General features: G+C 56.6%; 17 protein-coding genes and 2 tRNA genes. 9 read left to right on the top strand and 10 right to left on the bottom strand.

From position 1 onward, the window contains the following. The first annotated feature begins 63 nt into the window (after nucleotides 1-63). From glpX to ACR0CW_RS03065, 4 genes are all read left to right on the top strand, one after another. A complete protein-coding gene (gene glpX / locus ACR0CW_RS03080; protein ID WP_155135498.1) occupies nucleotides 64-1,041 on the top strand; it encodes a class II fructose-bisphosphatase in 978 nt (325 codons plus the stop codon). A 98-nt stretch (nucleotides 1,042-1,139) separates the two neighbouring features. Next, nucleotides 1,140-2,882 carry a single-stranded-DNA-specific exonuclease RecJ gene (gene recJ, locus ACR0CW_RS03075; protein ID WP_480786784.1) on the top strand — a complete coding sequence of 581 codons (1,743 nt, stop codon included), beginning with the start codon at nucleotides 1,140-1,142 and terminating at the stop codon, nucleotides 2,880-2,882. Between the two features lie 109 nt (nucleotides 2,883-2,991). Further along, nucleotides 2,992-3,066: transfer RNA gene (locus ACR0CW_RS03070), tRNA-Glu, on the top strand. Between the two features lie 24 nt (nucleotides 3,067-3,090). Beyond that, nucleotides 3,091-3,165, top strand: a tRNA-Glu gene (locus ACR0CW_RS03065). 71 nt (nucleotides 3,166-3,236) lie between these two features. Here ACR0CW_RS03065 and ACR0CW_RS03060 read toward each other — a convergent pair. From ACR0CW_RS03060 to ACR0CW_RS03015, 10 genes are all read right to left on the bottom strand, one after another. Continuing rightward, nucleotides 3,237-4,937, bottom strand: a complete 1,701-nt coding sequence (locus ACR0CW_RS03060) for a Na/Pi cotransporter family protein (RefSeq protein WP_480786783.1) — start codon at nucleotides 4,935-4,937, stop codon at nucleotides 3,237-3,239. A 4-nt stretch (nucleotides 4,938-4,941) separates the two neighbouring features. Next, nucleotides 4,942-5,715 carry an inositol monophosphatase family protein gene (locus ACR0CW_RS03055; protein ID WP_480786782.1) on the bottom strand — a complete coding sequence of 258 codons (774 nt, stop codon included), beginning with the start codon at nucleotides 5,713-5,715 and terminating at the stop codon, nucleotides 4,942-4,944. Between the two features lie 3 nt (nucleotides 5,716-5,718). After that, nucleotides 5,719-6,501, bottom strand: a complete 783-nt coding sequence (locus ACR0CW_RS03050) for a DeoR/GlpR family DNA-binding transcription regulator (protein WP_367646950.1) — start codon at nucleotides 6,499-6,501, stop codon at nucleotides 5,719-5,721. 132 nt (nucleotides 6,502-6,633) lie between these two features. Next, nucleotides 6,634-8,475, bottom strand: a complete 1,842-nt coding sequence (locus tag ACR0CW_RS03045; protein ID WP_480786781.1) for a V-type ATP synthase subunit A — start codon at nucleotides 8,473-8,475, stop codon at nucleotides 6,634-6,636. Further along, the gene (locus ACR0CW_RS03040; protein WP_480786780.1) at nucleotides 8,472-9,164 is read right to left on the bottom strand and encodes a hypothetical protein; all 693 of its coding nucleotides are present in this window, start codon (nucleotides 9,162-9,164) and stop codon (nucleotides 8,472-8,474) included. The genes ACR0CW_RS03045 and ACR0CW_RS03040 overlap by 4 nt, the downstream gene beginning before the upstream one ends. A 1-nt stretch (nucleotide 9,165) precedes the next feature. Beyond that, complete coding sequence (locus ACR0CW_RS03035) at nucleotides 9,166-9,843, bottom strand: hypothetical protein (protein ID WP_155139176.1); 678 nt, start codon at nucleotides 9,841-9,843, stop codon at nucleotides 9,166-9,168. Then, nucleotides 9,843-10,286, bottom strand: a complete 444-nt coding sequence (locus tag ACR0CW_RS03030; RefSeq protein ID WP_155139174.1) for an ATP synthase subunit C — start codon at nucleotides 10,284-10,286, stop codon at nucleotides 9,843-9,845. The genes ACR0CW_RS03035 and ACR0CW_RS03030 overlap by 1 nt, the downstream gene beginning before the upstream one ends. Continuing rightward, nucleotides 10,283-12,079, bottom strand: a complete 1,797-nt coding sequence (locus tag ACR0CW_RS03025) for a V-type ATP synthase subunit I (protein ID WP_480786779.1) — start codon at nucleotides 12,077-12,079, stop codon at nucleotides 10,283-10,285. The genes ACR0CW_RS03030 and ACR0CW_RS03025 overlap by 4 nt, the downstream gene beginning before the upstream one ends. After that, nucleotides 12,076-12,681 (bottom strand): V-type ATP synthase subunit D, encoded by a 606-nt coding sequence (locus ACR0CW_RS03020; protein ID WP_480786778.1) that lies wholly within the window; start codon nucleotides 12,679-12,681, stop codon nucleotides 12,076-12,078. The genes ACR0CW_RS03025 and ACR0CW_RS03020 overlap by 4 nt, the downstream gene beginning before the upstream one ends. Next, nucleotides 12,659-14,020, bottom strand: coding sequence for a V-type ATP synthase subunit B (locus ACR0CW_RS03015; RefSeq protein WP_155139168.1), 1,362 nt, complete (start codon nucleotides 14,018-14,020; stop codon nucleotides 12,659-12,661). Before ACR0CW_RS03015 ends, ACR0CW_RS03020 begins: the two co-directional genes overlap by 23 nt. Nucleotides 14,021-14,299: 279 nt before the next feature. Between ACR0CW_RS03015 and ACR0CW_RS03010 the strand changes: the two genes are divergently transcribed. The 5 genes from ACR0CW_RS03010 (at nucleotide 14,300) to ACR0CW_RS02990 (ending at nucleotide 19,903) form a co-directional block, all read left to right on the top strand. Then, nucleotides 14,300-16,039: an ABC transporter substrate-binding protein gene (locus ACR0CW_RS03010; RefSeq protein WP_480786777.1), complete on the top strand. Its 1,740-nt coding sequence runs from the start codon at nucleotides 14,300-14,302 to the stop codon at nucleotides 16,037-16,039. Nucleotides 16,040-16,121: 82 nt separating this feature from the next. Further along, nucleotides 16,122-17,171, top strand: coding sequence for an ABC transporter ATP-binding protein (locus ACR0CW_RS03005; RefSeq protein WP_480786776.1), 1,050 nt, complete (start codon nucleotides 16,122-16,124; stop codon nucleotides 17,169-17,171). Nucleotide 17,172: 1 nt separating this feature from the next. Further along, nucleotides 17,173-18,249 carry an ABC transporter ATP-binding protein gene (locus ACR0CW_RS03000; protein ID WP_480786775.1) on the top strand — a complete coding sequence of 359 codons (1,077 nt, stop codon included), beginning with the start codon at nucleotides 17,173-17,175 and terminating at the stop codon, nucleotides 18,247-18,249. Then, entirely contained in the window at nucleotides 18,246-19,109 is an 864-nt protein-coding gene (locus ACR0CW_RS02995) for a carbohydrate ABC transporter permease (RefSeq protein WP_480738931.1), read from the top strand. Before ACR0CW_RS03000 ends, ACR0CW_RS02995 begins: the two co-directional genes overlap by 4 nt. Further along, the gene (locus ACR0CW_RS02990) at nucleotides 19,106-19,903 is read left to right on the top strand and encodes a carbohydrate ABC transporter permease (protein ID WP_480786774.1); all 798 of its coding nucleotides are present in this window, start codon (nucleotides 19,106-19,108) and stop codon (nucleotides 19,901-19,903) included. Before ACR0CW_RS02995 ends, ACR0CW_RS02990 begins: the two co-directional genes overlap by 4 nt. Nucleotides 19,904-19,909 lie beyond the last annotated feature (6 nt).

Below are 19,909 nucleotides of genomic sequence, written 5' to 3'. Positions count from 1 at the left end.
AGCCTGCACCATGGGCGGGCTATGCCGGACATAATGTCTTCGCTGACCAAAGGATTACATCGCATGAACGCTGCCAAAACCGACTTTAACGACCGCATGCTGTCTCTGGGCCTCGCGCGGGTTGCCGAACAGGCGGCGCTGGCCTCAGCCTCGCTGGTTGGCCGAGGTGATGAAAAGGCTGCCGATCAGGCCGCCGTAAACGCGATGCGCGAACAGCTGAACCTGCTGGATATCTCTGGCGTCGTCGTCATCGGTGAAGGTGAGCGGGACGAAGCACCGATGCTGTATATCGGTGAAGAGGTTGGAACCGGCAACGGCCCCGGCGTTGATATCGCGCTGGATCCGCTGGAAGGCACCACGCTTACAGCCAAGGATATGCCAAACGCGTTGACCGTGATTGCAATGGGTCCGCGCGGCTCGATGCTGCATGCCCCTGACGTCTATATGGACAAATTGGCGATTGGTCCGGGCTTTCCCGAAAACGTCGTAAATCTGGACATGAGCCCGCGCGAACGTGTCGAGGCCCTGGCCAAGGCAAAGGGGTGCGAGCCTGCAGACATCACCGTTTGCATTCTGGAACGCCCGCGCCACGAGGCAATGATCGCCGAGGTGCGCGAGACCGGAGCATCGATCCGCCTGATCACCGATGGTGACGTCGCAGGCGTCATGCACTGCGCTGAAAGTGAAGTGACCGGCATCGACATGTACATGGGTCAGGGCGGAGCGCCCGAGGGTGTTCTGGCCGCTGCCGCACTGAAATGCATGGGCGGGCAGATCTTTGGTCGCCTGCTGTTCCGCAACGATGATGAACGCGGACGCGCAGCCAAGGCCGGGATCACCGATCTGGATCGCGTGTATTCGCGGGATGAAATGGTGACGGCGGACGTGATCTTTGCCGCAACTGGCGTAACTGGTGGTTCGCTGCTACCGCGCATCAAGCGCGAGCCGGGTTGGGTCGAGACAACCACCTTGCTGATGCGTTCGAAGACAGGTTCCGTGCGCCGCATGTCCTACCGCACTCCGATGTGGTCTCACGACTGAGGCTGATGGCTTGAACTCTCGCCTGTCGCGTGAGTATCTGTATTAGATCATAAGGCCGGGTCCGATTGGGTCCGGCCTTGTTTTATCGGGAGCAGACATTGAGCTTTCTTGGAGTTGAGCAGTCACTAACGGGGCGACGCTGGGTCGGCCCTTCCGCAGACGTTGAGCGGGCCGCGGAGATGCTTGTTCAGCAAGCCGACCTTCCTCGTGCTGTAAGTCAGGTATTGGCCCGACGCGGTGTACCGCCGATGGAGGCGCGCGGATTTCTGGAACCCAAGCTCAAGGAACTGCTGCCTGATCCGCGCACCCTCAAGGATATGGAAAAAGCCGCCGAACGGTTTATCCAAGCTGTCCGCGGCAGGCAGCGGATTGCGGTCTTTGCAGACTATGATGTGGATGGCGGCAGTTCCGCAGCACTGTTGATTGTTTGGCTGCGCCAGATGGGCCTGCAGGCCACTCTCTATGTTCCGGATCGTATCGATGAAGGATACGGCCCCAATGTACCTGCGATGCAGGAACTGGCGGCGTCTCACGACCTCATCATCTGTGTCGATTGCGGAACGTTGAGCCATGAACCCATTGCTGCTGCCAAAGGCGCGGATGTCATCGTCTTGGATCACCACCTTGGTGGAGAAACGCTGCCGGATTGCGTCGCGGTGGTGAATCCCAATCGACAGGATGAAAGCGGTGATCTGGGCTATTTCTGTGCAGCAGGCGTCGTGTTCCTGATGCTGGTCGAGGCCGGGCGCCAGATGCGCGAAGCCGGTATCAAAGGCCCAGACCTGATCTCGCTGTTGGATTTAGTGGCGCTGGCAACAGTGGCTGATGTTGCGCCACTGATAGGCGCAAACCGGGCACTGGTGCAGCAAGGCCTCAAGATCATGGCGCGCCGTCAACGCCCCGGTTTGGTGGCCCTGTCAGACGTGTCACGTATGGATTCCGCCCCCAACAGCTATCACCTTGGCTTTCTTCTCGGACCGCGTGTAAACGCCGGCGGGCGGATCGGTCAGGCGGATCTGGGCGCGCGGCTGCTCAGTACAAACTCAATGACCGAGGCCGAAGCCTTGTCGCAGCGGTTGGATGAACTGAACACCGAACGCCGTGACATTGAAAACGCCGTGCGCGCGGCCGCATTGGAACAGGCCGAAGAACGCGGGCTGGATGCACCTTTGGTCTGGGCGGCTGGTGAAGGCTGGCATCCCGGCGTTGTCGGAATTGTCGCCTCGCGTTTGAAAGAGGCCGCCAACCGACCCGCAATCGTCATTGGTTTCGATGGGGATGAGGGCAAGGGGTCCGGCCGGTCTGTCTCTGGTGTGGATTTGGGCGCGTCGATCCAACGGCTGGCGGCCGAAGGGCTCCTGGTCAAGGGCGGTGGCCACAAGATGGCAGCGGGCCTGACAGTTATGCGTGACAAGCTGGAACCAGCCATGGAGCGTCTGAGCGAACTGCTGGCCAAACAAGGTGCTGGTCAAGGCGGCCCTGTCGATCTGAAACTGGATGGCGCCCTCATGCCCGGTGCTGCAACCGTCGATCTGATTGAGCAGATCGAACAGGCCGGCCCGTTTGGAGCAGGTGCCCCTGCCCCACGATACGCGCTGCCTGACCTGCAGGTACGTTTTGCCAAGCGTGTGGGCGAATCTCACCTGAAACTCTCGCTATCCGATGGGATGAACGGCGGAATAGACGCAATCGCCTTTGGCGCTTTCGACGGCCCGATGGGAGAACGCCTGTCAAATCATGGTGGAGCCCGGTTCCATTTTGCTGGTCGGCTCGAGATAAATTCATGGGGTGGACGCCAGAATGTCCAGCTCCGGCTTGAAGACGCCGCCGAGGCGAATTGACAGCGATTCCAGACATAAATTCCATCTGGTAAAAAAGTTTCACATCCCTGCATTTTTCGGCTTGCGGGGGTTCGAGGTAAACCGTAAAAGGCCCTCCACAAGCCAGCGTGGCCCGTTCGTCTATCGGTTAGGACGCCAGGTTTTCAACCTGGAAAGAGGGGTTCGATTCCCCTACGGGCTACCACTTGTGCTTGTGCCATTATCAGATGGCCCGTTCGTCTATCGGTTAGGACGCCAGGTTTTCAACCTGGAAAGAGGGGTTCGATTCCCCTACGGGCTACCATTTTCCCAAACAATCTCGCAGAGTACGGATTTCTCCGGCGATATTGCCCGCCGGAAAAACTGTTCCTCACCCTAGTTATCGGCGCCGTTCAGATCCTCTTCAGCCATCTGAGGCAACTCCTCGATCAGGCGGGTCTCCAGCAACTGACCGTGGCGATAAAGGATCGGGTACGCAACAGCAGAGATATGGCTGTTGAACTCGCGAAACGCCCGCAAGGTTTCCAGATGAATATCGCTGGTCTCAAAGCTCTCGGTCGTACCGTGCTGTAGTCGCCGCAGGTGCCGCTTGCGGCTGTCTCTTTCAGCTCGCTTGATCTCGCTCTTTTCCAAGCTCAGAAGGCGAGCGCTTTCGAGGTCATCGGAAATCAGAACGTTCGAAGCCAGCTTCACATTGGCCAGAATGCTCTCATGCATCTGCAGCAGTTCGGACCAGCCTTCTTTTGAGAACGTGGCCCCCTTCTTACGCATTTCATCTGCCAACTGGGTAAGTCGCTTGGCCACAACGTCACCGGCTGTTTCAAGGCGGATGGCATATTCCATCATATCACGTGCGAGTTTGGCATTCTTTTTGCCAAAGCTATCGGTCGGGATCGTGGCGACAAATGCCCGAATTCCCGACAGGCATTCGTTCACATCGCCGTCCATCGCGCGCACGGCACGTATCTGATCCTTGTCACCCGACCGGTACAACTCGAGTGCTGGCCGGAACATGCCCTCAACCAGATCGCACATGCGCAGCAGCTCACGCTTGAGGCTGGAAACGGCCTGACTGGGGCTTCCGATGTTGCGAGGGTCCAACGCGCTTGCTGGGCGTGCCTGCTGAGCCAGATCAACACTGGTCTGCTGCTCTGGCAATAGACGCTCTGCCAGGGGCTGCAATCGTCCACAGATCGGCAAGGCGAGCAAAAGCAGCGATGCGTTGAACGCAAGATGCGCGCTGACCAGCATCTGCCCTCCACCAGGCGTATCCACCAGCCCCGACCGTAAGGCAAAGTTGCAGGCAAATAGTACGACGATCGCCCACGTGCCGCGCAGAACGAGGTTTGTGTAGGGTATTCTTCGGGCTGGCATTTCCATACCACGGCTCAGCCATACCGGAATGAAAGCCGACCCAAAGTTAGCGCCAAGGACAAGCGACAAACCTGCCTCGAACGGAATTGCTCCGATCTGGACAAGAGTGACACACATCAGGATCGCGGCCACCGAAGAGTGCATGACAAAAGCCAGCGCCCCGCCGACCAAAAAGGCAGTTATGTAGTCGCGGGCCAGATAGTCAGCAACGGCAGGCAGAAACGCGCTGTCACGAATGGGATCCATCGCCTCGCGCAGAAATCGCAGCGATATCAAGATAAAGGCGATCCCCATCAGAATGCGCCCTAACTGTCGGGCTTTCTTGGCTTCTGTTTTGACGAACAGATACCCGCCCACAGCCAACAGAAGTGGAACCAGCCAGTCCATTCGGAATGACAATATCTGAATAACCAACGCCGAGCCGAGGTCGCCGCCCAATACAATCGCCAGACCAACAGGAAAGCTCAGGAGTCCGCTCGCAGCAAAGCCAGACGTCAGCAACGCAACGGCGGCCGAACTTTGAAGGACAACGGCCATTGCAATGCCCACGCCCGAAGCCTGTACATAGTTCTGCTGCCCTGTCATGACGCGCTGGAAGGACGCGCCATAGCTGCGTTCAATCCCCGTACGCACCATCCGTACCGCAAAAAGCAGCAGCATGGTGGCACCGGCCAGTTGAATCAAAAAACTTACTATTGCCATCTTCTTATCCGTGGACGAGCTGCAACATCTGAGTATGCAGTTCCGGCGTTGCTGCCGAGATTACCTTGCCGTCTGAACTCAGATTCAAAGGCTTACCTTCCCAATCTGTCATAATGCCACCTGCAGCTTGAACCAGGGCCGAAACCGGCAGGAAGTCATAGGGTTGAAGATCGTAATCGATCACAGCATCCACATGCCCGGCTGCCAGCAAGGCGTGCGGATAGCAATCATAGGCAAAGCGGCGCGTTTGCCCCGATTGCATCAGTCGATCAAACACAGTCGGATGATCACGATGAAGCTTGTCGCCTTCATTCACATATAAAATCGCTTGTTCAAGCTGGGTCTTTTCCGAGACCGAGATACTCTCGCCGTTCAGTGTTGCACCCTGCCCCTGCACGCCAAGAAACACTTCATTCAGTGCAGGCATTGCGACGACACCCAGATCGGCAATCCCGTCAACGAGATGTCCGAGCAAGAAACCGAACAAAGGATGACCCGACAGAAAAGAACGGGTCCCGTCGATCGGATCGATTATCCACATCTCGCGCCGGTCGCCACCCTGAACACCGTGTTCTTCGCCCACGATCCCGTGATCAGGAAAGTGCTCCTGCAAGTATTCACGCACTTTGGCTTCGACAGCCTTGTCGGCCTGTGTCACCGGGCTTTCGTCCGCCTTGAACTCGATACCAAGGCGCCCGCGGAAATATTCGCGCGCGGTTTCTGATGCTATTTCCGACACACGCACCGCATGTGCCGCATGATCATTACGAACGAGCATCATCTATGCTCCACTTGCTTTTTGAGCTTTCACACCCCAGCCCTCTAACGCGCTGGCCAGCGCGCCTTTGGGAAGTTTGTCGGATACGAGCAGGTCAACATCCCGGGGGTCTGGGCCGACATAAGGGGCTGTTTCACCAAACTTGAAATGCGCCGTTGCGACTACGACCTGATCGGCATTTTCCGCAATCATTGCAGACAGTTCAGCCTCTGCAGCGCTGCGATACATGAAACCTTTTTCTGCCGAGACGGCATCTATACTTAGCAGCACCATGTCAAAGGCATATCGCTGTGCCTGTCTATGGGCGACGTATCCAAAGGTTCCACGTTCATCGCTCTGTAATTCACCACCCAACAGATGCACACGATTTCCGTTGGTTCCCGCCAGCGTCTGACCAATACCGATGGAATTGCTGACGATTGTCAGATTTCCGATCTGCCTCAACTCCTCGGCCACAAAAGCCGTTGTCGAACCGACATCCAGAAAGATGGTCATTCCGCTTTGCACCAGCTTCGCAACATGAACCGCAATTTGCCGTTTTTCATCTGAATGTTGCGATATTCTGCTGAAGAAACTGGGATCCCCCTGTGTTCCCGCCAGATACGCACCACCATGGACGCGCTCGACAGCACCAGTTTTGGACAGGGATTTGATGGTACGCCGGACCGTCTCTTCTGACACATCAAGGGTCTTTGCCAGTTCTGAATTTCGGGCTGTGCCGCCAAGTCGCCGCAGGACATCCAGCAGCTCCAATTCTCGGTGCGTATGAGGTGCGCGATTTTTCACAGGCGGCTCCAAATTCCCAAATATCCCCACATAAGGGCACATAATATGGTCAACAACAACCCGTATCCCGTGATTCAGGCATATCGCTGCCTGATCATCGCGCTGTTACCACATATTTGGTGAATTTTTGCTTCAGATGCCGAATTTTTCGCGGCAGAGTTCTTCGATCTGGGTCCAGATAGACTTGAACTCCGGCGTGTTTTCAGCGGCATAGTGGAAGTTCTTCATCAAACCTGTCAGCTGAGTAAAGACTTGACGCACCTCGGCCTTGTCCGCAAACCCAGCCTTTGACTGAGTAACGTCATAGACAAGCTTGAAGGTCTGTTTCTGTCTCTCAAGCGGGACGGTAGCATCCACCTTATCAAAGGCGTCTTGCTGCAGGTAAACCATATCAACAAACAGTGCTTTTTGCTGAGTCACGAAATCCTCAATCGTGACACCCTCTTCGCCCGTGACCTGCATCATTTGGTCGACCTGCTCACCCTTTTCGATGAGCGACAGCAAGTCCCGCACCTTTCCGGTCCAGCCCGGTTCGGCATTTTTGTCATACCAGTCGGAAAGCTGATCCAGATAGCGTGACCAGCTGAGCATCGGGTCCACCGCCGGGTAAAAGCGTTTGTAGGCGCGCTCGGATGACAATCCGAGGAAACATTTGACTGTGGACAACGTCGACTGAGTGACAGGTTCATCAAAGTTACCACCTGCAGGTGAAACTGTCCCGATCAGGGTCAGACTGCCCAGATCCCCATCATTTGTCTTCAACGCTCCGGCCCGCTCGTACAGTCCTTTGATCGAGCTCTCAAGATAGGCCGGAAACCCCTCCTCACCCGGGATCTCCTCAAGCTTGCCGGAAGTTTCCCGCATTGCCTGTGCCCATCGGCTGGTGCTGTCAGCAATCAAAAGCACGTCATAACCCATCTGGCGGTAATACTCGCCAAGTGTAATCCCGGTGAAGATCGAAGCTTCACGTGCCGCCACAGGCATGGACGACGTGTTACAGATGATGATTGTCCGGTCCATCAGGCTGCCACCAGATGTCGGGTCGGTCATCTTGGGAAACTCGGATATGGTTTCGACCACTTCGCCCGCGCGCTCACCGCAGGCCACCACGATTACGATATCCACTTTGGCATTTCGCGCGATCAGGTTCTGAAGAACGGTCTTCCCCGCCCCAAAAGGCCCGGGGATACAGGCTGTCCCGCCGCGTGCAATAGGGAAGAACGTATCAATCAGCCTCTGCGACGTCAGAACGGGCTCGGTTGGGTACAGCCTCTCTGACAATGTACGTTTCAGGATGTTCTCTGGCAGCGCCCGCCGAACCGGCCACTTCTGCGAAAGGGTTAGCGTGTGTTCCCCGCCCAGCTCGTCCTCTAAGCGGGCGACGATGTCGTGGATCGTCGCCGCGCCCTTCTGTACCCAGACCACTTTGTACTCACCTGCCCAATTGAACGGCAGCATGATCTTGTGGTTGAAACGACCCTCGGGAACTGTCCCGATACTGTCTCCGGCATTAACCGTATCACCAACCTTCACGGATGGCGTAAACGACCATTTCGCCTGATCATCCAGTGGGGCAACATCTGCACCACGCGGCAAGAAGGTTCCGAATTCGGCGGCAACTTTGGGTAAAGGAGACTGCAACCCATCGAACACCTGCCCCAGCAGGCCCGGCCCCAGCTCAACCGAAAGCAATTGACCAGACTGCTCAACCGGATCGCCGACCGCTACACCATCCGTACTCTCATAAACCTGCACATCCGCAGTATCGCCGCGCACCCGCAACACTTCGGCCTTGAGACGCTCCTGACGGCCACCGGGGCCTGCACGTGTTGGAAGGATGAACACGACTTCGTTCTTGACCAACTGTCCTGGCTGGCCCGAAGCATCCTTGTTGGCTTGAATCTGCACAAGGCCTTCCTGCACAGAAACAACGCGCGCGGTTGCGGTCTGGGTCGATGAGGTTGGGGCTGTCATGCGCTTACTCCCTCAAAATCAATATCGGTGACATTGGCCATCGCCTGTTGTGCCAGGGCCTCAAATCTCTTCGCCGCGTCTTCGGCATTACTTTGGGACCAGCGATCAAATATATTCCAGATCAACACGTAGATCGCGACCGCTTCGAAATCGAAGAAATGGCGGGCGGCGTGCCGTTTGAGCTGTTTTTGACTGACCGACAAAAGCAGCCTTTCCAGACCAAGCGGATCATCGCTTTCCAACAACTGATGTGCCTCTTTCACCCAAGGCATGGGTGTTTCCAATCGAAACCCCGGATCGCTCCAGTTCGCAGGAATGTGACGACTCCAGCGGCCCAATCCGAATGCGCCGGAAGGTGCCCCCTCACCCCGTTTACGCAGACGCATCGCAGCAATCACGGTACGCATTTCGATGCGCTCCATGAACAGCTTACGCAGTGTCGGTTGCGGGACCTCTTTGAGCGCCTGTTTACAACGCCCTATGGCCTGCGCATCCGTAACGTCCATGTCATAAGCGCTCCAGCTCAGCGCGTTTTCCAGCACCTTCAAGACACGCGCATCTTCAGGCTTCAAAGCCTTCAGGCGACGATCCAGCCTAAGACGTGACAACGGCGGCTGTTTAGCAATGAACAAACGCTCGGAACCCGGCAGGCTGCAGATCAGCGAGATATAGGCGTCGGGGTTTGACATCTCAGCGGATCACGCCTTCCAGCACTGCACGGAACCTCGGCTGCAGATGCTCCATCAACAACGAGGCTACCGCTTTGTCCGTCAGATCGAGCACAACACCCTGATCTTCGGCCCGAACGCGAATTCCCTCCTGCGTATCATCAGAAGCGTGCAGTTCTACGTTTTCCCGTAACATTTTGGCGGTCAGACCCAGCACGTACTTGGTCAATTTGCCCGACTGAATATCATCTGCGTTTTGCTTGATATCTTCCTGTGTCGCGACCTTGGCTGGCAGAATGACCTGAACCTTGCCATCCAGATTTGCGCCCTCAGCCGCTCGCCCAACGACTTCGAGGATCATCTGCTTCAGCAATTCCGGATCAGCCATGTCCTTGGTGACCAGCCGTTCGACATCTTCTTTGAAACGATCGGTCAATCCAGCTTTCATGGTCAGAACTGCATCTCGCATGGCGGTGTTCAGAGCTTCTTCGCCTGCCGCGCGATAATTGTCAGAATCTGACCGTGCCTTTTTCATGTAATCTTCGGCTTCGCGCTTGGCGTCCGCCACGATTCGGGCCGCCTCAGCCTTGGCGTCCGACCGCAGTTTTTCCGCCTCAGCCTGACCAGCCGCGACCCCATCATTGCGCAACTTGTCAATCAGGGCGTCGACACCATGAGAGATTGTGCCATCCTGTGCCATCAACTGATCCCCGCGCTGATCACCAGAGCGAAGACAAACGCAAACACTCCGAACCCTTCGATGATCGCTGCCGGAGCAAGTGCGAGACCAAAGATCTCGGGTTTCTCTTTGGTAGCATTGATCGCAGCCGCACAGGCACGCCCCTGCCAGATGCCACAATACATCAGTGCGATTCCCGACAAGATCCCAATCCCAAACAAACCGCCCGCGTTTTCGGGCGTTACGTCCCGGTTCAGCGTGAACATGATGACAATGCCATAGATCACCATCGTCGACGGAAAGGCCGAGACGCCAACAAACCGGCCATATCCCCCATCGGTTTCGGTCATCGCGCCAATACTGGCTTGTCCCGCGATGGCACAACCAATGGCACTTGCCGCAGCGCCCAGCGCCATCGGCGCGTAGATGCCCAGCCAACCCAATGTGACAACAAGCTCATTCATTCCTGAACCTCCTTGCGGGCAAACGGACGAAAGATAGTGCCCTCGTCCGGTAGACCCCATTTAAAGAATTCGATGTAATTGAGACGTAGCCCGTGAACGACGCCACTCATGATCGCGAGGGCGAAGTTGAGAACGTGGCCGATGATCAGGATCAGCAACCCGAACAAGATACCCGGCCCTTTGAGTGAATGCATCACCGATACGGCCAGATCGTTGAACGTGATTGCCAAAGAAGCCGATGCAAGGCCCAGCGCAAAGAGACGCATGTAGCTCAGTACATCGCCAAATGCACCCATAGCACCTGCCAGGCTTTGCAAGCCTTCGATCAGGCGCCACACCCAATCCGTTGGCTTTTTGATTTTGCGTTCGCTTGAGAACAGAACGATGGCAATCACACCTACGCACAGGATCGCTGCACCGGGATTTGGGGATTGGCCTTTCATATAGCTAAGCCAGAGGACAAAACCGCCGATCAAAGCAGCAATCCAGCCCAGATTAGCGACCGCCTTGCGTTGCCCCCATGCCGCACGTGCCGCCAGCGCATTGGCCAGGATCAGATGCAACACTCCAACGACGATCGAAACCATCATCATCGCACTGAAGTTATTGATATCCAGAACCTTAAGCTTGGCCCAGATCGAACCCGCATCCGGGGACGCCCCAAAGTAGCTGCCGACCATCACCCCATACAGAATGGTTGCACCTGAAATAATCAGCCCATAGCGACGCCATGATCTCAGAGATACCGTTGAGCCCATCCGCTTCCAGAAGAACAGCAGGCCAAGCAGGATAACGACCCCATAGCCAGCATCAGCGATAATCATCGCAAAAAAGATGGCAAACGAGGCTGATACGATCACACTCGGATCCCAATCCTTATAGCCCGGCACCTGATAAAACAGTGCCAGATCGACGGCAGCTGCGCGTTTGTCAGGTTGCTCCAACAGTGTTGGCGGGGTGTCGTCCGAAGTCGGCTCTTCGATCAGAACTGCCGATTTGTTGGCATTTGCCATATCCAGAACGGCGTCAACGCGATCTTCGGGAACCCAGCCCTGCAACGCGAACATTGCCTCTTCATCGCGAACCTTTTGAGTGGCATGGGCCAACTCAGCAGCACTTTCTGCCACCGAAAGATTGCGCCGCATCAATGTCAGGTATCGGGTCTGAGCAACTCGCTCAGCCTCCAGAGCTTCCAGAGCTATCTCTGCCTCTTCCAGTTGCGCTTCCAGTTCGTGGATCGGCAACGATCCCACATGCGTACGCGGTATGGGCAGGATGTCGTCATCGGGCTCATCCGGTGAGATCAGGACAGCGTAAAGAAACCTGTGATCCTCGTGCAGAACGGCCCAGGGAAGATCGACACTGGATAGTGCGTCGCGGTGTTTCTGCGGCAACTGATAGAACCACAATCGATTACCGGCCAACACATCCGTGGGCGGAAAGTCCAAATCACCCCATGGACGCACCTGCGCGATACGATGCGCCAGAAAATCCCGACGATCCATCATATCGCGGCTTCGCTGCATCAGGTCTCGTACGTCCTTGACGAATGCATCCATTTCAAAGTCGGGATCACGTTGTATCTGACGCCTCGGATCTGAAACCTCGGCCAAGAAACGCAGCGCCTTGTAGGCTTCTCTTGCGCCGCGCTCACTGATCTTCTCGGGTTCGTTGGGGGGCGGTGCAAGGGGCAGCACATGCATGCAGCCAAGATCCTGCAGTGCCTCAAGCGTCGCTGTCTTGTGCGCAGCAGGCCCGACCAATGACAGCTTTTTGAGCCGGGCAACCGTCATGTCAAAGCCTCCTGCGCATGTTTGCGCTTGGAAATCTTCGACCGGACCACAGCCTGCATCTGTTCGTCGCTCAGATAGATGCGGATTTTCTTGATATTGGCCTTGGCGCGCGGGATCAGAACCTTTTCAAACAGATTGACCCGCTGTGTTATTGTCGCCACCGCCTTATCGAATATTCTAACTCGTTCCTCAGCCACTTTGACCCGTAATCGAGCCTCGATCATGTCGTGCAGCAGGCTTGCAGTCGTATCCACCCAATGCGGTTTGGCCAGCGTTGAATATGGGCGCACTACGACCTCGATCCGGTCGAGATCAGGCATTTTGACCCCTACTACGTTGACCTCATTGACCTGGTAATCCTTGAGTTCAACCAACCCGTCCAGATCGATGCCGCGCTGAGCCAACATAGGCAGCTTTTCCCCGACCTGTCGGGCCAGTTCCTGAACTTCATCCTGTAACTTACGAACGTTTTCCCGTGCCTTTACACGTTCTGCCATCAACTGCTGGCGTTTCAGATCCAGCGACGGCAGGAACCGTTCATAGCTTTTCAGCTGCGTCTGCTCGCGTGCGAGCGACGATTTATTCAGCTGCAACCGCGCCATTGGCATCCTTCGGGAAATACTTGTCGATCAGGGATTGCTTCATCAGCAACTGTTCTGGTGCGAAACACTCGGCAAGAGTTTTCCAGCCCAGATCCAGGGCCTCCTCCAGTGGGATGGAAACGTTGATATCCATGAACCTGGTCCGAAACAGATCGCCGAATTTCAGCAACTGGTGGTCATAGTCAGACAGATCAAACGCCATCGCCTGCTTTTGCGCGGCATCACGGCTCTCTGAGTAGAACCGGATCATCGTGTTCATGATCTGCCCGTGATCTTCGCGTGTGGTCTTGCCAATCACATTCTGCTTTAGGCGCGAAAGGCTGCCAAATGGATCAATCACGCCAGAGTGCAAATAAAACTGGCCCTCGGTTATGTAGCCCGTGTTGTCAGGTACAGGATGGGTCACATCATTTCCGGGCATCGTCGTAACTGTCAGCACAGTTACCGATCCGCCCTTGGCATAATCGCAGGCCTTCTCGTACCGACGCGCAAGCTGGGAATAAAGGTCACCCATGTAGCCGCGCTGGGAAGGCACACGTTCCTGACTGATCCCGACTTCTTTCATCGCGTCGGCATAAGCGGTCATGTCGGTCATCAGAACCAGAACACGCTTACCCTCTTCCACCGCGAATTTCTCGGCGACCGCCAGCGCCATATCGGGTACCAACAGACGTTCAACCAAGGGGTCCATTGCCTGATTCACGAACATCACGGTTCTGGAAAACACACCTGCATCCTCAAACGAGGTCCGGAACGTGTGGTAGTCATCAAAGATCAAACCCAGCCCGCCAAACACGACAATATCGGCATCCGCCTGGATACCGATTCGGCTCAGAAATGCGTTGAACGGCTCGCCTGAGACCGAAAAAATCGGAATCTTCTGGCTCTCGACCAATGTGTTGAACACATCGATCATCGGCACATCGGTTCGGATCATCTTGTTGGGCACGGCCCGTTCGGCGGGGTTTACTGTCGGTCCACCGATATCGATCCGAGGCTCCGCAGAAAGATCAGGTCCGCCATCGATCGCAACGCCGGCGCCATCAAAAACGCGCCCCAATATGTTTGCGGAATACGGTGTCTGCATCGGGTGACCAAGAAACGATGCTGTCGCCTCGGTCGAGATCCCCTTGGTCCCCGAGAAGACCTGCAGGGTCACAACATCCCTATCAATGAAAATGACCTGAGCCAGGGTCTTTCGCCCATCAATGGTCTCGATCACGGCCAGATCATTGAACCGAACTTCCGAGTCGGCCGAGCCGTCGACGGGTACGCGAACCTTGATGGTGTCGCCGACAATTTCCAAAACGCGAGTGTACTTCAACAGACTTTGGGACATATCTTATCCTCATTAGTCCAAACGAATTTTTGCGAAATTAGCGCAGTGAAAACCCTTGATTATTCTGCTTAATTTCACGCTCAGCTTACAACGAATTCAATTATAAGCAAGCGAAGATGATTTGCCATGTTCGGGGGCTTTGAAACCATGATCAGGCTAGGCAAAGGCGCTCCAAAATTCATTTACTAAATTTTTAGTTTGACAGATGCGCAACAAATCGCTGATGCTGCCCGCCATCCGGTCCCCACCGGGTAACCATAATTTTTTGGGAGGAAACAGATGCGGAGACATCTACTTTCCGCAGTGGCGGCGGCTGCCGTCATTGCGGGGCACGGTTCTGCTTGGGCCGACGAAGCCGCAGCACAACGTTGGATCGACGACGAATTCCAGCCATCGACCCTGTCGAAAGACGAACAGATGTCGGAAATGCAGTGGTTCATCGAAGCTGCACAACCCTACGCTGGCATGGAAATCAACGTCCTGTCCGAGGGCATTCCGACCCACTCTTACGAATCCGAGGTTCTGACCAAGGCGTTCGAGGAAATCACCGGCATCAAGGTCAACCACCAGATCCTTGGCGAAGGCGAAGTGGTTCAGGCCGTACAGACTCAGATGCAAACCGGCCGGAACCTGTATGACGGCTACGTCAATGACAGCGACCTCATCGGCACCCACTCGCGTCTGCAGCTGGCCTACCCGCTGACTGACATGATGGAAGGCGACTGGGCGGCAACAACTTCACCGACATTGGACCTGAATGACTTCATGGGCATTCAGTTCACGACCGGTCCGGACGGCAAGCTGTACCAGCTGCCCGATCAGCAATTCGCGAACCTCTACTGGTTCCGTAAAGACTGGTTTGACGACGAAGCCAACAAAGCCGCGTTCAAAGAGAAGTACGGCTATGATCTGGGTGTTCCGGTCAACTGGTCAGCCTACGAGGACATTGCTGAGTTCTTCACAAATGACGTGAAAGAAGTCGACGGCGTGGCGATCTACGGCCACATGGACTATGGCAAACGCGCGCCTGACCTTGGCTGGCGCATGACCGACGCCTGGCTGTCAATGGCTGGTGCCGGCGACAAGGGTGAACCAAACGGTGTTCCCGTCGACGAATGGGGGATCCGCATGGAAGCGGGCACCTGTAACCCTGTTGGTGCGTCCGTCTCGCGTGGTGGTGCTGCAAACGGTCCGGCTGCGGTATACGCGATCCGCAAGTGGGATGAATGGCTGCGCAACTATGCACCGCCGGGTGCGGCGTCTTATGACTTCTACCAGTCGCTGCCAGCACTCAGCCAGGGCAACGTGGCCCAGCAGATCTTCTGGTACACTGCCTTTACGGCCGACATGGTGAAGCCGAAGTCCGAAGGCAACAACACCGTGGACGACGAAGGCACACCGCTGTGGCGTATGGCGCCCAGCCCGCATGGCCCCTATTGGGAAGACGGCCAGAAGGTTGGCTATCAGGACGTGGGTTCATGGACCTTCCTGAAGTCGACCCCCGAGGATCGTGCTCAGGCAGCTTGGCTCTATGCGCAGTTCGTGACCTCCAAGACTGTCGATGTGAAGAAGTCCCACGTGGGTCTGACCTTCATCCGCGACAGCTCGGTCAACCACGAGTCCTTCACCGAACGCGCACCCAAGCTGGGTGGTTTGGTCGAGTTCTACCGCTCGCCTGACCGTGTGGCATGGTCGCCGACTGGCATCAACGTGCCGGACTATCCGAAGCTGGCCCAGATCTGGTGGCAGCAGATCGGTGACGTGAACTCGGGTGCCTTTACACCGCAAGAGGCGATGGACCGTCTGGCCGAAGAGATGGACATCACCATGGCCCGTATGCAGGCCGCGGATGAAAGCGCCGGTGTTTACGGTGGCTGTGGCCCGCGCCTGAACGACCCGCAAGACCCTGCTTTCTGGCTGGAAAAAGCGGGCTCGCCCAAGGCCAAGCTTGAGAATGAAAAGCCGCAAGGCCAGACCGTCAACTATGACGAACTGGTTCAGCGCTGGCAGTCTCAGTAAGCCAATGAAACCCGGGGGTGCCGCATCAGGCACCCCCAGCTCAAGACCAGTGCACCGCACTGAAGGACCGGAACCCACGGACATGATCGAACTTCAAGACGCGACCAAAAGGGTCGGCAACGTCATCCATATCAAGCCCACAAACCTGACCCTTCAAACAGGCCACTTCAACGTGCTGCTGGGCGCGACGGGCTCGGGCAAGACCTCTCTGATCAAGATGATGGCCGGACTGGACCCGATCGCCTCGGGCAAGGTCCTGATGGATGGGCAGGACGTCACACGGCTGAATACGCAAAAGCGGAAAATCAGCCTCGTGCACCAGTTCTTCGTGAACTACCCACATATGACTGTATTCGACAATATCGCCTCGCCGCTGCGCGTGGCAGGCATGGCGCAATCCGAGATCGAAGGCCGCGTCGAAGAGGCCGCCGATCTGCTTCAACTGCGCCCGATGCTGCACCGCCGCCCACATGAATTGTCGGGTGGACAACAGCAACGCACCGCTCTCGCGCGTGCCATTGCAAAAGAGAGCCGCGCCGTCTTCCTAGACGAGCCGTTGGCCAACCTTGACTATAAACTGCGTGAAGAATTGCGCGAGCAGCTGCCCGATCTGTTTGCAGGTCGTGGCGCTGTGGTGGTTTATGCCACGTCAGAGCCCGAAGAAGCACTGCTACTGGGTGGATACACGGCCTTGATGGAAGATGGCCGCGTGACCCAATTCGGGCCGACCGCTGACATCTATCGCAACCCTGAGAACATCGCCGCCGCGCGGGTCTTTTCGGATCCGCCGATCAATGTCGCGCGCATCACTGTTTCTGGTGCTCAGGCGCAATTGGCTGGTGGAGGTGGCTGGACTGTCACAGACATGGCCGACGGAGATTACATGGTCGCAGTGCGGCCCCATCGGGTGACCCCGTTTCGCTCTTCCGATGATGATGTGGAGCTTACCGGCCGGGTGATTGTGACCGAACTGTCCGGTTCGGATTCCAGCGCCCATTTCCAACATGGCGATGATGCGTGGGTGTCGCTCGCCACGGGTGTGCATCCGTATCAGGTCGGCGAAGATCACAGCTTCTACATGAACCCGGCCCACTGCCGGTATTTCGGCCAAGACGGCAAAAGGGTGGCCTGACATGGCACAGATCAAGCTTTCAAACCTGCGACACAGCTACATGCCGACGCCGAAAGGCCCGGAAGACTATGCACTGAAGGAAATCGACGTGACTTGGCGCGATGGCGGGGCCTATGCTCTGCTGGGCCCTTCGGGCTGCGGCAAGTCCACGTTGCTGAACATTATCTCGGGTCTTTTGACGCCGTCCGAAGGACAGATTCTGTTTGACGATCGTGACGTGACCGCCCTGCCCCCCGACCAGCGCAACATCGCACAGGTGTTCCAGTTCCCGGTGATCTACGACACGATGACCGTGGGCGAGAATCTGGCTTTCCCACTGAAAAACCGGGGGGTCGACCCGGCGACAATCAAGCGTCGCGTCGATGAGATTGCCGAGATGCTTGACGTCACGGATATGCTGGGTACACGCGCCTCGGGTCTTAGCCCGGATAACAAACAGAAGATCTCGATGGGTCGCGGTCTGGTGCGAGACGACGTGAACGCAGTGATGTTCGATGAACCCCTGACTGTGATCGACCCGCATCTGAAATGGAAACTCCGCTCCAAACTGAAAGAGCTGCACCAACGCGTCAAAGCGACAATGATCTACGTGACCCACGACCAGACCGAAGCCCTGACCTTCGCGGATGAGGTCGTGGTGATGCAGGAGGGCGAAGTGGTACAGATCGGCACCCCGGTCGAACTGTTCGAACGCCCTCAGCACACGTTCGTTGGTCACTTCATCGGCTCGCCCGGCATGAACGTTCTACCCTGTGAGGCGAAAGGTGACCGCGCTGTGTTCGAAGGTCACGAGGTTATGTTGGAAGGCCCCACCCATGGCGACGGAGGTCGCACCGATCTGGGCATCCGCCCAGAATACGTGGGCTTTGGCGACGCGGGCATCCCGGCGCATGTGACTAAAGTTTCAGATATCGGTCGCCACTATGTGGTCAGCGCCATGGTCGGCAACACCGCCCTCAAGGCCGTGACCGAACACAGCGTGCCCGAACCCGGATCACAGGTCTTCCTGCAATTCAAACCTGAACAATCCCGCGTCTACCGTGACGGCTGGATCGCAACCGAGGAGCGGGCGCAATGAGAACGGAAAACCAAAGAGCATGGTTCTTTGTCCTGCCGGTGCTGGCGCTGGTCGCGTTCAACGCGCTGGTGCCAATGATGACGGTGGTGAATTACTCGGTGCAGGAAACCTTCGGCAACAACCAGTTCTTCTGGGAAGGACTGGGCTGGTTCGAACAGATCCTGCGTTCCGACCGCTTCCAAGCCGCGCTGGGTCGGCAATTCCTGTTCACCTTCCTGATCCTGATCATTGAGGTGCCACTTGGTATCATCGTGGCCCTGTCGATGCCGCGCAAAGGTTTCTGGGTGCCTGTCTGTCTGGTCCTGATGGCCCTGCCAATGCTGATCCCGTGGAACGTGGTCGGGTCGATGTGGAACATCTTCACCCTGCCCCAGATCGGTCTTCTGGGATACTTCCTGAATGACGTTCTGGGCATCAACTATGACATGACGCAACAGCCGCTGTCGGCCTGGATCACAGTCGTCGTGATGGATGTCTGGCACTGGACTTCGCTGGTGGTGCTGCTTTGCTACGCGGGTCTCGTCTCGATCCCGGACGCCTATTATCAGGCCGCCAAGATCGACGGTGCCAGCCCCTGGTCGGTGTTCCGCTACATCCAGCTGCCCAAGATGAAGACCGTCCTGACCATCGCCGTACTTTTGCGGTTCATGGATAGCTTCAACATCTATACCGAGCCCTTCGTTCTTACCGGCGGCGGCCCCGGCAACTCAACCACTCTGCTGTCGATCGACCTCGTGAAGATCGCGCTTGGACAGTTCGACCTTGGCCCTGCGGCCGCGATGAGCCTGATCTATTTCGCCATCACGCTGCTGGTCTCATGGCTCTTCTACACTCTGATGACAAAGGATGACGCGCAATGAAGATGCGATCCATCATCCCGATCCTCTATATCGCGTTCCTGATGCTGCCGATCTATTGGCTGGTAGCAATGTCATTCAAGACAACGAACGAGATCCTGTCGGGCTTTTCCCTGTTTCCCCAGACCTTTACGCTGGAGAATTATATCACGATCTTCACCGATCCAACGTGGTATTGGGGCTACATCAACTCGATCACCTATGTGACTCTGAACACTGTACTTTCGGTCTGTGTTGCCTTGCCTGCGGCCTATGCGTTTTCGCGCTATCGGTTTCTGGGTGACAAGCAGCTGTTCTTCTGGCTGCTGACCAACCGGATGGCCCCTGCCGCAGTCTTCGCCTTGCCGTTCTTCCAGCTCTATTCGTCGATCCACCTGTTCGACACCTATCTGGCCGTGGCACTGGCGCACACCCTATTCAACGTGCCGCTGGCAGTGTGGATCCTGGAAGGTTTTATGCGTGGCATTCCGAAGGAACTGGATGAGACGGCCTATGTCGACGGCTATTCCTTCCCGCGTTTCTTCGTGACCATCTTCCTACCCAATATCAAAGCGGGCGTTGGCGTCGCGGCGTTCTTCTGCTTCATGTTCTCTTGGGTGGAAATGCTGCTGGCCAAGACCCTGACAGCGGTCGAGGCGAAACCCATCGCCGCCGTGATGACCCGTACAGCTTCCAGTGCGGGATACGAACTGGGTCTACTGGCCGCCGCCGGAACCCTGACCATCATCCCCGGTGCCATCGTCATCTGGTTTGTCCGCAACTACATCGCGCGTGGTTTCGCGATGGGACGTGTGTGAGGTTCG

This window comes from Ruegeria sp. CH6 (assembly GCF_056537005.1).
This window is presented reverse-complemented; position numbering and strand designations above follow the sequence as displayed.

Bases quoted from the DNA above. Each gene is read 5' to 3' on its own strand.
- glpX (WP_155135498.1), top strand. From the start codon at position 64: ATGAACGCTGCCAAAACCGACTTTAACGACCGCATGCTGTCTCTGGGC.
- ACR0CW_RS03060 (WP_480786783.1), bottom strand. From the start codon at position 4,937: ATGGCAATAGTAAGTTTTTTGATTCAACTGGCCGGTGCCACCATGCTG.
- ACR0CW_RS03055 (WP_480786782.1), bottom strand. From the start codon at position 5,715: ATGCTCGTTCGTAATGATCATGCGGCACATGCGGTGCGTGTGTCGGAA.
- ACR0CW_RS03045 (WP_480786781.1), bottom strand. From the start codon at position 8,475: ATGACAGCCCCAACCTCATCGACCCAGACCGCAACCGCGCGCGTTGTT.
- ACR0CW_RS03040 (WP_480786780.1), bottom strand. From the start codon at position 9,164: ATGTCAAACCCCGACGCCTATATCTCGCTGATCTGCAGCCTGCCGGGT.
- ACR0CW_RS03035 (WP_155139176.1), bottom strand. From the start codon at position 9,843: ATGGCACAGGATGGCACAATCTCTCATGGTGTCGACGCCCTGATTGAC.
- ACR0CW_RS03030 (WP_155139174.1), bottom strand. From the start codon at position 10,286: ATGAATGAGCTTGTTGTCACATTGGGTTGGCTGGGCATCTACGCGCCG.
- ACR0CW_RS03025 (WP_480786779.1), bottom strand. From the start codon at position 12,079: ATGACGGTTGCCCGGCTCAAAAAGCTGTCATTGGTCGGGCCTGCTGCG.
- ACR0CW_RS03020 (WP_480786778.1), bottom strand. From the start codon at position 12,681: ATGGCGCGGTTGCAGCTGAATAAATCGTCGCTCGCACGCGAGCAGACG.
- ACR0CW_RS03015 (WP_155139168.1), bottom strand. From the start codon at position 14,020: ATGTCCCAAAGTCTGTTGAAGTACACTCGCGTTTTGGAAATTGTCGGC.
- ACR0CW_RS03010 (WP_480786777.1), top strand. From the start codon at position 14,300: ATGCGGAGACATCTACTTTCCGCAGTGGCGGCGGCTGCCGTCATTGCG.
- ACR0CW_RS03005 (WP_480786776.1), top strand. From the start codon at position 16,122: ATGATCGAACTTCAAGACGCGACCAAAAGGGTCGGCAACGTCATCCAT.
- ACR0CW_RS03000 (WP_480786775.1), top strand. From the start codon at position 17,173: ATGGCACAGATCAAGCTTTCAAACCTGCGACACAGCTACATGCCGACG.
- ACR0CW_RS02995 (WP_480738931.1), top strand. From the start codon at position 18,246: ATGAGAACGGAAAACCAAAGAGCATGGTTCTTTGTCCTGCCGGTGCTG.
- ACR0CW_RS02990 (WP_480786774.1), top strand. From the start codon at position 19,106: ATGAAGATGCGATCCATCATCCCGATCCTCTATATCGCGTTCCTGATG.